Origin of the sequence: Neglectibacter sp. X4 (assembly GCF_009917365.1) — a bacterium.
Taxonomy (GTDB): Bacteria; Bacillota; Clostridia; order Oscillospirales; family Acutalibacteraceae; genus Acutalibacter.
Map to the genome: position 1 here is coordinate 23,640 of NZ_QWLE01000014.1, position 12,583 is coordinate 36,222.

The window sequence follows — 12,583 nt, forward strand, 5'->3', positions numbered from 1 at the left end:
CGAAGGGAAGAACTGGGCGGGGCAATTTGAAAATCAAGTATAATAACCGCTCTGCGGTTATTATACCATCTGCCTGCCTTTTTGTAAATACGCTCAAAATCATGGGAGTGGCTGAAACACAGAGTTTTAAATGGAATTTAACAAATGCAAGAAATTAGTTTTAGGATCAACCCCTTTTTTAAAAGGGGTTGTGGGGTGTGGGGCAAAGCCCCATGGACTTGCGCCGTAGATATAAAATGCATGGTTCAGACACTCCCTAAATCATGGAGATTCCGCGCCAGCCTCATTCTCCCGCCCACAGGCCGCCAATCTCCTCCGGCGCCTGCCACTCCCGGGAAAACTGCCAGCAGACCACTGTAAAGCCTTTCCCCTCATGATCCGCCGCATCCGCAAAGTCCAGCCCAATCCGCAGCGTCTGGCTGTCATGGCTCAGTTCTTTCCAATAAACCCCGTTTTCGTCCTTCTCCATCCCCAGCGCAGACAAGGCTTCCTGCGTAAATCCATAGATTTTATATGATACACCGCCTGTTACCTTTGTCACAAACTCTTTGCCAGCCGCCTCTGCCGCTTCCTGCAAAAATGCCTGGCCCTCTGCCTCCAGCTCATACCGCTGCTGGGTAGAGGCCGCCAGCTTCTGCGCCATAGCCAGATCCGCCCGGGCAGTGGAAAAGGTGAGCAGGCCCAGCACTGTCATGCAGATGGCCACCACCGTGAGCAGCAGGGCCAGCGGCCCTAAACGGACAGGTATATGCTTCATGCCCCGTCACCCCCTCTATAGGCCCCGGTGCGCAGGATGTACACAGGCTCTGTCCCGTTCTGCCAGTATACGGCAATTTCGCTTTCCACCAGCCTGCCCTCCTCCTGCCAGGACACATCCACACAGAAATCCCCGTCCCAGCGGGGCTGCATATCCCTGCTGTACCAGGCCCGCACGCCGCCGTCAGCCTCCTGCTGGGCATTGTCCCCCTGGTTCAAAAGGGCCAGCAGCTCCTGGGGGCTTTGGGCCGCCCCCACCAGCTCGGCGGCGTTTTCCGCCAGACACACCGCCCGGGTGAGCACCTGGGCTTGCCCGCTCTCCTCTTTGGCAAAGGCGAAAATCCGGGTGAGGGTGAGTATAACGCCCAGGAACACCAGGATGAGCACCAGCAGCTCAATATAAAAAGCTGTTATCCCCTGTTTACGATTCATTCCCACACCTCAAAACAAGGCCGCTGCGCAGGCGCAGGGGCACCTCCCCCCCGTCTGTCACCACGTAGGCCAGCCCGTCCCTTTCCTGAATCTCAAAAAGCGCCGTCTCTCCCAGCACCTGGGCATCCTCCGGCTGCAAAGGCCCGTCCACAGGGCCATAGTCCTCCAAAAGCTGCCCCTCCCACTGGTAGATGCGCAGGGCATAGCCGCTGTCTCCGTCCGCAATGGTCAAAAGCGCCCCGTTCAGCCCGTCCTGCTCTGTGCAGGCTTCCCAGGACAGCGCCCCTGCCCTGTCGTTTGCTTTCAGGCAGGTGGAAAGATAGCTTACCAAAGCCCGGGTGCGGTTGTTCTCCCCCTGGCCCTCCACTGTTTCCCGGTAGGTGGCGGCCCCAAAGGTGACCAGCAGGAAAAATCCCGCCAGGAACAGTCCGGCTATGCCCAGGGTGAAAAACCCCTGGGAAAAGCTTCCCCTTTTCACATGTACCAGCTCCCTTCCGGCCTGTTTTTGAAAGATGACAAATGATTACAAAAGATTACAAGTAGTTTACAAAGCAGCAGGTTTTTGCCAAATTTTCCCATGTTTAACAGTTTGTTCATCATTCTACTACGGAATTAAACCCGTTTCCTGCCTGGGGCGGGGCACCACCGTCACCTCCGGGGGCAGGTTTACGGCGAACACATCGTACACCACGTAAAAGTCCTCCCGGTTTATCTGCAAGCCATAATTTTCCTCCAAATGTTCCAGGGTGGGAGGATAGGCCCCCTCCACCGCATAACACTGCATGGCGCTTTGCCGCACAGCGTTTTTCACAGCCTGCGCCCCTTCTTCCTCCATCTCCTGGCGGGAAAGCCCCCTTCCCTGCCAGAAAACCAGCGCCAGAACTGCTGCCAGGGCAATCCCGCACAGTATAAGGGGCCAGCGCCGCCTTTTTTTATCTATGTACATAGCCCGCCCCCTAGCCGATGGAGTTCATAATGCCCAGCAGGGGCAGCATAACGCTTAACAGGGAGATGCCCACTGTCACCAGCAGCACGCCGGAAAGCAGGGGATCCACCACGCCCACCAGGCGGTCTGTCCGGGCGCCGCACTGCTCCTCTAAAAGCTCTGCCAGCCGCCACAGCACCGGCTCCAGGCTGCCGCTGCGCTCTCCTGCCAGCAGCATCCGCCCGTAAACCGGCTGGAAAAGCTGTTCCTCAAAAGCAGACTGGGCAATGCTGTGGCCCTCCTCCATCCGGAGGATGCACTTTTTCACCTTTTCCTCTACAGGCTGGCACTCCGTCATTTTCAGGCTCTCCATCACGGCGATGTCCTGCACCTCGCCGCTGGCCAGGAAGGTGGCCAAAGCGCAGGTGAAACGGTACATGCCCAGCTCTTGCAGGATGTCCCTCGTAACAGGGATTTTATAGAGCAGCCCCTCTATTAAGGGGCGCTTTTTGCTGTTCCACAGGGTAAGCCCTATAAGCAGGGCCGCCGCCAGCAGCACCATCACCCCTAAAGCCGCCCAGCAGAAGCCATAGGCCCACTGTATATAGCTGTAGGCGGAATGGGCCAGGCTGCCTGTAAGCCTGTTATACACCTGGGTGAAGGCAGGCAGCACCATGGTGAGCATCAGCACCAGCACCACAATAATCAGCACCAGCATGGCGGCAGGATAGGTTACGGCGCTGCGCAGCTTTTCCGACATGGTTTTCTGCCCGGCGTAATACCGGCTTAAACGGAAGAGCACATCCTCCAGCCTGCCGGAGGACTCTCCCGCCGCCACCATTTTGCAGGCATAGGCCGGGAAAATCCCGGTTTTTTCCAGCGCGCCGGAAAGGCTTCCCCCCTGCTCCAGTTCTCCCTGCACCAGGGCAAGGGCCTGTTCCAGAGGGCCGGGCTTTTCCTTTTCCTGGCGCAAAAGCTGCACAGCCTCCTCTGTCTGGATGCCCGCCTGCAGCATCATCGCCATGCTTTCGCAAAAAGCGCTGATTCCCAGCGCGTCCAGCTTTCTTTTTCCCATAACTTCCTCCTTCGCCTGGCAGGGGCCTGTCAGTAGTAATAAACGTCTGTATAGTTTGTTCCGTCCCCCACAAACCCGCTTTCCTGGCTGTTTGCGGAGAAGGTGGGATCCAGCCGGTTCCAGGTGTTGGATTCCACCTCATACTGTACGGAAACCCACCCGCTTTCCTGGGTGTAGAACATATTCCAGGCGTGGTATAAATCGTCGGGCTGCACATAGCCGAACACCATTTTCGTGGGGATTCCCTGGCTGCGCAGCATGGCCGCCGCAAGGCTGGCATAGTCAAAGCAAATGCCCGTCCCGGTTTCCAGGGTTTTGTCCGGATCCGGCAGATATGTTTTCTCCACCGTTTTCGCCAGCTCCTTGTCATAGGTGACGCTTTCGCAGATGTAGCCCAGCACCGCGTCCACCACGCCTAAAGCGTCTGCCTGCCCGGAGGCAATTTCCCCTGCCTTTTTCACACAGGCGGAATTTTCCCCATAGGGCACATACTGGCTGGGCCGCAGGAAGGGCTGGAAGGGATCCTGTAGGGCCACAGAAGCGCTTGCCTCATAGAGCTTGGCGTATTTGCCCTCTGTCACCTCCTGCATCACCCGGAAGGTATAGTCCCCGTCCCCGCTTTGCAGGGGCAGGATGGCAGGCGTGCCGTCAGAGCCGATGTTGTACGTGTATGTCGTTTCCCCTTGCAGCACCTGGAATTTCAGCCTGCCTTCCCCTTGGGCGGAAACCCCCACATACCCCTGGGCTGTGGCGGAAAAATCCAGCAGCACCCCGCTTTCCCCCTGGGCCTGTTCGCTGTGGAAAGCGGAATCTGCAAAAGCCGGGGCCTGGTAAGGGGTGAAATCCCCTGGGGCGCTTTCCTCCGGGCGGGAATCAGCCTCCTGGGAAGCCGGTTCCTCTGGCAGCTCCGGATCCGTGCCGGCCTGGGTGACGCACCCCCACAGGTTCAGCAGCAAAAGGAGGGCCAAAAGCCCTGCAATCTTCCGTCCCATGGAACGCTACCACCCCCGTCCGTGAGGGCCTACAGGCTCCAGTTTGCCATGGACCACATAGCGGGCCTCCTCGAAATCGTAAGCGCAGGTGGAAAGCACCACATAGCGCCCGTTGGGATCCATTTCGCCCACCCGGGCGTCAAAGTCCGACAGCGCCAGGTTTTCCTCCAGATACTGGGTAAACTCCGGCATGGGCGCCCGGAAAATGGAGTATACATCCCCATAGGCAGACACTGTGTGGCCGCTGAACAGCACCACCCGATAGTCTGTGGTGGGGGTGAGCAGCCACATAACAGGGTGCTCTTCATAATAGCTCTGCTCCCGCCAAAGCTCCAGCCCCGCGAACATAGATCCGTCGTTCATGTTGTGCCCATACAGCACTGTGTTGGAGTCTGCAAAGTCCGGGGCTGTCTGGGCGTCTGCAAAGATGGCCCCGCAGTTGTCCTCCAGCTTTTCATAGCTGTAATGCAGGTAATATTCGTTGTCGTCCCCCTGCACTACCGGGTAGTTGATTTTAGTACCCTCGCAGTAAATCCATCCCACCACCTGGGGGTTTATCCCCTGAAGCTTTTCAAAATCCACTGTAAACGGGGTTAGGGGGCCTTCCCCATCTGTCTGGGACTGGCCCCCGCTGCCTGTTTTAGCGCTATCCGCCTGTTTTCCCTGTGTTGTAAATTCCTCCGCGGCCTTGGCATATACCTGCTGGCTTTTGGCATACCGCTGCTGGGCCACTAACACAGCCCCGCCCGAGCCTGCAAACACCAGCAGCAGAGCCGCCACCGCAATCCATTTCAGCTTTCTCCCCATACATCGCCATGCGATACAGGTTTCGCACAAAAGGCCATTTAAAAAACAGCCCCTTGTGCCCGGTACCGTTCCTTTCTTCTGTTTTTTTATGTACCGCCATAGGGAACCTGCGCAAAAAGCTGTGAAAAACAGCCCTTTGCGCCCAGCACCGTTCCTTCCCTTTATTTTTCACGCCGAACGCTCTCTATCGGTAATCCTCCGCTTCGCCGCTCTCCCTGGCCCGCTGGCGTATCCTGCCTCCCAGTATGTTCAGCATGGCCCCGCAGGCGGCAAAGCATATCACGTATATTTTGCCCACTGTGGTGGAAAACAGCACCAGCATAGCGCCCAGGTAAGGGAAATGCCGCTCTACCCGGCCTATCAGCTCCCTGTAGGCTACCGGGTCGATGTCCTTTTGCTCATTGGCATCCCCTTTGGTGACAAGCTGGCCCTCGATTATATTGTTTTCCAGCACCCGGTGTGCCACCACTGCGTCCTCCCGCCAAAAGGCGATGATTTCCCCTTCCCCCACTTCCTCGGCCGGGACGGGGGAGACATATATCACACTGCCCACAGGGATTTCCGGCTCCATGCTGCCGGTGACAATGTGGTAAATCTCATAGCCCAGCAGGCGCGGAAGCGTGGCGGCAAGGCTTAAGCCTATCACCAGCACCAATATCAGCGTGCCCAGCACATTGCACAGCAGGGCAATTATTTTTTTACTCATAGGTGTTCATCTTCCATGGAAACTTCCTCCCTGTCCCGCCGGAAAAACAGCAGGAACCAAAGGCCAGTGGCAATGGCGCCCAGCACCAGCACCCCGGCTGTAATCTTTGTCCACAGGGGGATATTTTGCCAGAACAGCTTTCCTTCCGACTGCAGCTCCATTTGGGAGGGCTTAAAGCCCTCGCCTGCATTGGCCAAAGGCACCTCGCCTTCATCAATGTCTATCAGCTCCGGCGGCTCTTCCGGCTGGGCCTCGGGCACAGGATTCTCCGGGATTTCCGCAGGGGCCTCAGAGGAGGGTTCAGACTCCTCCTCTTCCGGGGCAGAGGAAGGCTCTGCCTCCTCATCCTCGTCGGTGTCAGGCGTGTCTGCCGGGGTGATGACAGTGGCCCCGGGGCCGGAAGGAGGTATCACCGTTGTACCGCCGCCGCTCGGCGTGGTGCTGGGCTGGGTTATCCGGGTGTACACAAAGGTGAGGATATTTTCCATGGGGTTGGATGACAGGGTTTTGGTCAGGTTATAGCTTTGGGGCTGATAGCCCTCTATATAAAGGTAGGCCACCACAGGGCGATCCCCCACGTTGCCCATATAGGTTTCGCTGGGGGCCAGGGTGTTGCCCTGGGCGTCCTGGAAATTCACAGTGTATTCCACCATGTCGCCCTTTAAGCCATAGGCCACCACATAGTCCTGATCCCTTGTCACCAGGAAGGTGGAAAGCCTGTTGCCAACACCCAACACTTCCTCTGTGCCTTTGCCGCTTTCCCGGAAGCCTTTTATATAATATTTGCTGTCATTATCCAGGGTAACGGAATAATCCCGCAGGTTCACGCGCTCCCCCGCGGCCTTTTTCTCCGTTATCATGTTTCCCCCGTTGATTTTCCCCTGCTGCCCGGCGAAAACGCGGATCGTATAGATATACTGGGGCTTTGCCGCCAGAGCGGGGAGCGTACAGGCGCAGGCCAGACAGAAAGCCCCCAGGACAGAAAGAAGCCTGAAAAGAATGGATTTACCTTTCATGCCGGCTGCCCTCCTCTCCGCCTTCCCGCTTCTTTTTCACGCTGAAGCAGGCAATAATCAGCAGCAGGACGCCGCTGGCCGCCATAAGGGCATATAAGGGCAAAAGGTTGGTTTCATCGCCGGTTTTCACAACCTGGTTGCGGCTGCTGGTGTTGTTGTCGTTCACCTCGTCCACCGCAAACTCCAGTTCCACGTCCGCAATGGTATTCTGGTACAGATTGTTCTGGGTTTCCCCGTCCAGCGCCACATGCAGTTCTACCTTGGCTGTATCCCCGGTTTGCAGGGTGTCCAGATAGAAGAAGTCCTCCATGGAATCAGTGGCCTGGTGCAGCCCCTCTTTTTCAGAGGTTACACCGTCTGTTTCGCCGCCCACTGTTTCGCTGTCAAAAAGGACATTCACCTTTCCGGCCCTGTCTGTATAGGTGAGCCGGTAGGTATAGGCGCCGCCCTCTGCCACAGTGCCGTCCTCCAGGGAGGTGATGGCCTCGTTGAGCATATACCAGTTGGTGGCCTTGCTGCTCTCGTTGCGCAGGTTAATGACAATATCGCTGGAATCCCCGGGCTGCATACCCTGCACCAGCTTGCTGATACTTCCGGAATCAAAATTGCCGGACATCTTCTTGTCCTTTGTAAAGGTGAGGTACCAATTCTCCTCCTGCTGGCTGTCTATGGCCCCAGCCGGCAGGCAGAAAGCCCACAGGCACAGGGCCGCGAGCAGCCCTGCCAGCATGGGTTTTGCAAGTCGCTTCATGCCTTCCCTCCTCCTTTAGCCCAGGCGCAGGGGCTTGCCATTGGGATGCACATCCACATCCCGGCCCCAGGCGCTGATAATCGCGTCCTCAGCGTTGTGGGTCTGTACGGCGTTGGCTTCCACTTCCAGGCGGAATTCCACGCCGTTATAATCATAGGTGGTGCGGGTTACGGTTTTCCCGTCCACCTGCAGGGTTTCCTTTGTCACAAATTTCGCCACCCCGCCGTCAATGGTCAGGGTTTTGCTGAAGGGCAGGGCAACCTCCCCGGCAGCCAGCGGCTCTGTATAATACAGTACCAGCCGTTCCGCTGTGGTGGCAGTTTCGTCCTCTATCCATAAATCCTCATTTGCCCGCTCCAGCTTGATAAGCTCTGGGGAAAGCTCCTGGCATTTTTCCTCTTTTTCGCCCTTCACCCAGTACCGGTAAATATTCACCCGCACAAATTCGTCAATTTTCCCGCTGTTGCGCACAGTCAGCTCCTCAGGATACGCCTTGCCCAGCTTCAGGGTTTCCCCTTCTGCCAGCATGTTCCCCAAAAGCCCGCTGCCGCTCTCCTCCCAATTGCCGTCAGCCTCATTGCCGTAATTCCGGTAGGCCACGTCCTGGCCGTTTTCCACCAGCGTCACGCCGATGTTGTAAAGCTCCACCTGGGATTTATAGGTTTCCGAAAAATAGGTCAGCGCCGCCTGGGCACTGCCAATGCTGCTGGTGAGCAGCAGGGCCGCCGAGGCAATGAACATCAGCAGGGTGCCGATGGGCAGCGCCTTCCTCCTTCTGTTTTTCATACTCAGGCCCCCTCCTCATAGCTGGTAAGCACATTGCTCCAGTCGGCATAAGGATTGCCGTCTTTGTCATACAGCACCAGGGTGGATTCATACACTACCACCACGTTGAACTCGTCTCCCTCCTCCGGCTCCTCGCCAGCAGGGAAGCTTATCTTCACATCCAGGGTTTTGGTGGTTTCCCCAGGCTGCAAAATTGCTTCATAATACCACCAGCCGTCCTCCTCATGCCAGCCGCCCTCCGGGGCGCTGTAGGTAAGGCTGTGGCTGCCGTCTGTAAAGCCTCTGGCCCGCACAAAGACAGGGGACAGCTCTGAGGTGTTTTCAATGGTAACGTGCTTAGTCCAGTCAGAAAAATCCTCGTGGATTTCCGTTTCCTGGCCCAGGTACAGGGGATAGCCGCCTTTTGCCTGGGTATAGGTAGTGAAATATCCCCACGCCGCCGGCAGGGAAGCGCACACAGTCAGCACCGCCGCCAAAAGGGCCGCGCAAATGGAAGCCTTTTTCATCACGTCTCCCCTCCCCCATTGATTTCAGATTTTGTCAGGTGCCAGCCCAGCTTGCCGTCCTCGTCCGGCCCATAGGTGAAATGGTTCTGGATGCCATGGCCCTGGTTGGGGCCGTCCATATCGTTTGTAAACACAAACTCCAGGATTTCCTCCAGGGTCACGGTGGGATCCGCCGGGCTGGAGCAGCCCTCCGGCACCAGCGTGCAGCTTGCCCCTGAATAGATTTCCTCTACCGTCACAACAGAGCCTACAGGCAAATCTGTGAGGGTGAGGGTTTTTGTGCCTGCCTCTGTAAAGTCCAGGGAAACCACCTTGTCATACACCAGCTTGCCATCCCGGGTGGCCTTCACATGGAACACAAAGGTGTTGGCCTTTCCGGCAAAGGAGCGCAGGTTTTTGGTGATGGTGATGGAACCCAGGGCATCGTTTATGCCGGGCTTCAGGTATATCGTCACGTCCTCCAGCCAATCGCCGGGATTGGCGGTATTGATGACCCCGTTTTCGTCTGCCTCCTTGCTGGGCAGGGTGATAACCTCCGGGATGAAGGTGTACAGGTTCTGGCTGCCCTGGAACTGGGTGACCAGGCTGCCGGCCTTTTCTGTCACATAGTCCTTATAATCCTCCCCCAGCTTGTGGGCAATCACCAGGTAGACCCCAGGCTCCAGCCCTGTACACTGGGTTTCGCCGCCCAGGGGCATATCCCTTTTCACCGGCTCTATCTCCAGCACATCCCGCAGCTTGCCGTCCTGCCAGAAAATTTTCTCCGCCGCATTCTGGGCAATTTCCCGCCAGCCCTCGCTGGTGATGTCGTCCTGAATTTCCACCTCCGGGAAATCCTCTGCGGGGGTGAAATCGTAGGTATCAAAAGAGGGGGAACGGCTCATGTCCGCCACCTTGTATAAATCGAAAACCAGCAGGGAAGAACCTCCGTCAGGGGCTGGCTCCAGCAAATCCTTCATCTCCTCCGACTTAGCCGGGTCGCAGGGGTATACGGTAAGGGAGCAAGGCCCTGCGGCGCCTGCCAGCATTTGCAGGGCCAGCAGCAGGCACAGGGCCGCCGCCAGGACGCCAGCCGCCCGGATCCATTTCTTTTTCATGGGCAAATTCCTCCTTTGGGATTGAAAAGCTAGGGAAAACCGCTATTTGCGCTTAAAGGGATCCCGCAAATCCTCCGCTGTCAGGCGGGGGCGGCGCTTATAGAAAATCAGCAGGATGGCAAGCAGGATGAACAGCATGGGAACGCCCACAGCGGGAATTACCACATAGGTGGGCACCCGCACAGCCTCTGCCGCCGCAATCAGCGCTTCCTTCACGTCGCCAATGCGCTTGCCCCGCAAAAGCAGGCGATGGGTATTGACGCCATAAGGGGTGCAGGTTTGCAGGGTGCAGTAATCCTCCCCCCGGTACAGCTCCATCTCCGAGGTGTCCTCCGGGAGGACAATGCGGATTTGCACAATCTGGTATGTAAGCACCTGGCCCAGGACTGTGACGGTGAAGATGTCGCCCTCGGAAAGCTTATCCAGATCAGTGAAAAGCTTGGCAGAGGGCAGGCCCCTGTGGCCGGAAATGGCGGCATGGGTATCCGCCCCGCCTACCGGCAGGCTGGTACCCTCAATGTGGCCGCTGGCAACCTGCAAAACTGCCTCGTCAGTGCCATGGTATATGGGCAGGCTCACGTCTATCACAGGTATGTTTACATAACCCATAATGCCGGTGCCCGACACATCTAAAAGACTGCGGTACTCCTCCGCCTCCTGGGGGGAAGGGATCCAGCGGTTGCCCTTGTCCCACAACCGTTCGTTGTAGGCCCGGGCCTCCTCCAGCAGGGCGTCCATTTCCTCCTGGGACATGCCTTCCACCGTCTCCACATAGGAGGCGATGGCCCGGGACTGGTGCAGGGAATTCCACCAGTCGCTGAAAGTGGGATACAGCAGTAAGCAAAGCCCTGCAAGAATCACAACGGCTAAAAATATATTGATCATATTTTTTTTCAACCATTTTGCCATATGCAAGGCTCTCCTTACTGATGTTTATCCCCGCCGCCAACGACAGCGGGGATAAAACGAATCAGTTATCTGTGTAATTTGGTGCGCTCTTTTTCAAGAGCACTGGGCTTAGCCCTTGGAACCCATGCGCTTCTTTACAAACAGCAGGATGCCAGCGCCAACCACCAGCGCAGCGCCAACAGCGTAGAAAATGGTGGTGCCGATGCCGCCGGTGCTGGGCAGCAGGGTGCCGGTCTTGTTGACAACTTGAATAGCAGCGCCGTCGCCAACTACAGGAGCGTCATTGTTCAGCTTGTCAGCGTCCTCGTCTGTAACATCCTCATTGCCAATATACTTCTTGTCGACTATGCAGGTGATAGTATGGGTAGTCGGATTCTTTTCACCCTCTGTTACAGTAATGAGAATATCAGCGGATCTGTTGTAACCGCCTTCAGGCACAGTAGTCTCGCTCAGGATATAGTTGCCAGGGCCAAGGCCGTTAAAGACAAACTTGCCGTCTGTCCCAGTTTTAATCTCCTTGGTTACACCCTCTGTTTCATTTCCAGTATAAACCGCGAGCTCGCCCTTGTCGTTTGCTTTAAACTTTATAGCCTCGCCTTTTGTCCACTTATCGCCCTCGCCCTGCGTTGCATAGTACAGTGTGAAGCCAGCACCTGCAAGCAGGTTATTCTCACCAATTTCGTCCTTATACTTGGTGCCGTCAATTTTCAGGGTGAATACATAACTCTCATCCGGCGTGGTGCTGCCTGTTCCCTCGTCATCAGGGTTCCTGGTGAAGTCAAGAGAGCCTTTGTTCTTGTTGGCATTGTCATCAGTAAGGTCGGTGCCACCTTCCTCTGTGCCACTGCCCATTACGATGGCGTTCTCGTTCAGATATGCATCATAGGTGAGAACAACTTTTACATACTCAAGATCAGTTTCCTCGTCTGTAACTGTAGGCCACTCCTTCTCGCCAATGAACTCAAACAGGTTTTCAATTTCTACAGTGAAGGAAACGCCGGCCTTGCTTTCAGGCTCCACGTCTAATGCCTTGTACTCTTCGTCTGTATACTGGAACTTATAGCCATCTGCAGGAATTACATCGCCATTTACAACTTCAACCTTCATATTGCCAGCATAGGTCAGGCCATCGGACATAGTATCCTTGAAACGGATCATGTACTCGTCAAAGCTGGAAAGCTGGGCTACAGGAATCTTAGCCTCCAGTTTAAACTGGAAGACTTCGCCAATGGTGTGGCCTGCGTCATCAGTGAATTCGTCCGGGTTCACAGTCTGCACAGTCTTATCCATGGTGGTGTCAGTTGTCTTGGTCTTTACGCTGGTGTCGCCAATAATCTGAACCATCAAAGCGGAAACCGTATCATCAGCGTCACTTCCATTGTCAACAATCAGATAATAGCCAGTTTCTACCTCAACTGTTAAAGAACTGCCATCTTCTGCCGGGCCCATGGTCTGATAAGCATCACCCCGGAGGGCTCTGAGCAGGTCGTTGGCAAAGCCTTCGCCAGCACCCAAAATGGCATCTGTAACGCTGCTGTCAACTGCAGTGCCAACAGACTGCAGAGCATCGGCATCAAAGCCGCCAAAGTTTACGCCATACTTAATGTTGGCAAGAGCGTCTTTCCCATCTTTTTCTCCAACATCACCAGTGAAAATCTGGTAAACGCTGTAGGTGTGGCCCGGGGTGGGATTCTCCAGGGTTAAGGTCTGCGTTTTAGCTGCCGCAACATTTTCACCCTCTGTTGCCATCGCCGGGATGGCCATAGCAAAGCACAGGGCCAGCGCCAGGGCAAGTGCTAAGAACTTTTTCATAGATTTCATACGC

At 56.1% G+C, this 12,583-nt stretch carries 15 protein-coding genes; all 15 read right to left on the bottom strand.

Annotation, left to right across the window (positions count from 1 at the left end):
• Positions 1-283: 283 nt before the first annotated feature.
• Complete coding sequence (locus D1841_RS07570; RefSeq protein ID WP_160642695.1) at positions 284-757, bottom strand: hypothetical protein; 474 nt, start codon at positions 755-757, stop codon at positions 284-286.
• Complete coding sequence (locus D1841_RS07575) at positions 754-1,188, bottom strand: hypothetical protein (protein WP_160642694.1); 435 nt, start codon at positions 1,186-1,188, stop codon at positions 754-756. Before D1841_RS07575 ends, D1841_RS07570 begins: the two co-directional genes overlap by 4 nt.
• Positions 1,178-1,666, bottom strand: coding sequence for a DUF4860 domain-containing protein (locus D1841_RS07580; RefSeq protein ID WP_160642693.1), 489 nt, complete (start codon positions 1,664-1,666; stop codon positions 1,178-1,180). Before D1841_RS07580 ends, D1841_RS07575 begins: the two co-directional genes overlap by 11 nt.
• Positions 1,667-1,792: 126 nt before the next feature.
• Entirely contained in the window at positions 1,793-2,134 is a 342-nt protein-coding gene (locus D1841_RS07585; protein ID WP_160642692.1) for a hypothetical protein, read from the bottom strand.
• Positions 2,135-2,144: 10 nt separating this feature from the next.
• The gene (locus tag D1841_RS07590) at positions 2,145-3,188 is read right to left on the bottom strand and encodes a type II secretion system F family protein (protein ID WP_160642691.1); all 1,044 of its coding nucleotides are present in this window, start codon (positions 3,186-3,188) and stop codon (positions 2,145-2,147) included.
• Between the two features lie 29 nt (positions 3,189-3,217).
• Positions 3,218-4,180, bottom strand: a complete 963-nt coding sequence (locus D1841_RS07595) for a transglutaminase domain-containing protein (protein WP_160642690.1) — start codon at positions 4,178-4,180, stop codon at positions 3,218-3,220.
• 6 nt (positions 4,181-4,186) lie between these two features.
• Complete coding sequence (gene srtB / locus D1841_RS07600; RefSeq protein WP_160642689.1) at positions 4,187-4,987, bottom strand: class B sortase; 801 nt, start codon at positions 4,985-4,987, stop codon at positions 4,187-4,189.
• Positions 4,988-5,171: 184 nt separating this feature from the next.
• Positions 5,172-5,693, bottom strand: coding sequence for a signal peptidase I (locus D1841_RS07605; RefSeq protein ID WP_160642688.1), 522 nt, complete (start codon positions 5,691-5,693; stop codon positions 5,172-5,174).
• Positions 5,690-6,709, bottom strand: a complete 1,020-nt coding sequence (locus tag D1841_RS07610; protein ID WP_160642687.1) for a MucBP domain-containing protein — start codon at positions 6,707-6,709, stop codon at positions 5,690-5,692. The genes D1841_RS07605 and D1841_RS07610 overlap by 4 nt, the downstream gene beginning before the upstream one ends.
• The gene (locus tag D1841_RS07615; RefSeq protein WP_160642686.1) at positions 6,699-7,460 is read right to left on the bottom strand and encodes a hypothetical protein; all 762 of its coding nucleotides are present in this window, start codon (positions 7,458-7,460) and stop codon (positions 6,699-6,701) included. Before D1841_RS07615 ends, D1841_RS07610 begins: the two co-directional genes overlap by 11 nt.
• Positions 7,461-7,475: 15 nt before the next feature.
• Complete coding sequence (locus D1841_RS07620) at positions 7,476-8,246, bottom strand: hypothetical protein (RefSeq protein WP_160642685.1); 771 nt, start codon at positions 8,244-8,246, stop codon at positions 7,476-7,478.
• 2 nt (positions 8,247-8,248) lie between these two features.
• Positions 8,249-8,752 carry a hypothetical protein gene (locus D1841_RS07625; RefSeq protein WP_160642684.1) on the bottom strand — a complete coding sequence of 168 codons (504 nt, stop codon included), beginning with the start codon at positions 8,750-8,752 and terminating at the stop codon, positions 8,249-8,251.
• Entirely contained in the window at positions 8,752-9,849 is a 1,098-nt protein-coding gene (locus D1841_RS07630; protein WP_160642683.1) for a hypothetical protein, read from the bottom strand. Before D1841_RS07630 ends, D1841_RS07625 begins: the two co-directional genes overlap by 1 nt.
• Positions 9,850-9,891: 42 nt before the next feature.
• Positions 9,892-10,758, bottom strand: a complete 867-nt coding sequence (locus tag D1841_RS07635) for a class C sortase (protein WP_160642682.1) — start codon at positions 10,756-10,758, stop codon at positions 9,892-9,894.
• A 108-nt stretch (positions 10,759-10,866) separates the two neighbouring features.
• Entirely contained in the window at positions 10,867-12,579 is a 1,713-nt protein-coding gene (locus D1841_RS07640; protein ID WP_160642681.1) for an isopeptide-forming domain-containing fimbrial protein, read from the bottom strand.
• Positions 12,580-12,583 lie beyond the last annotated feature (4 nt).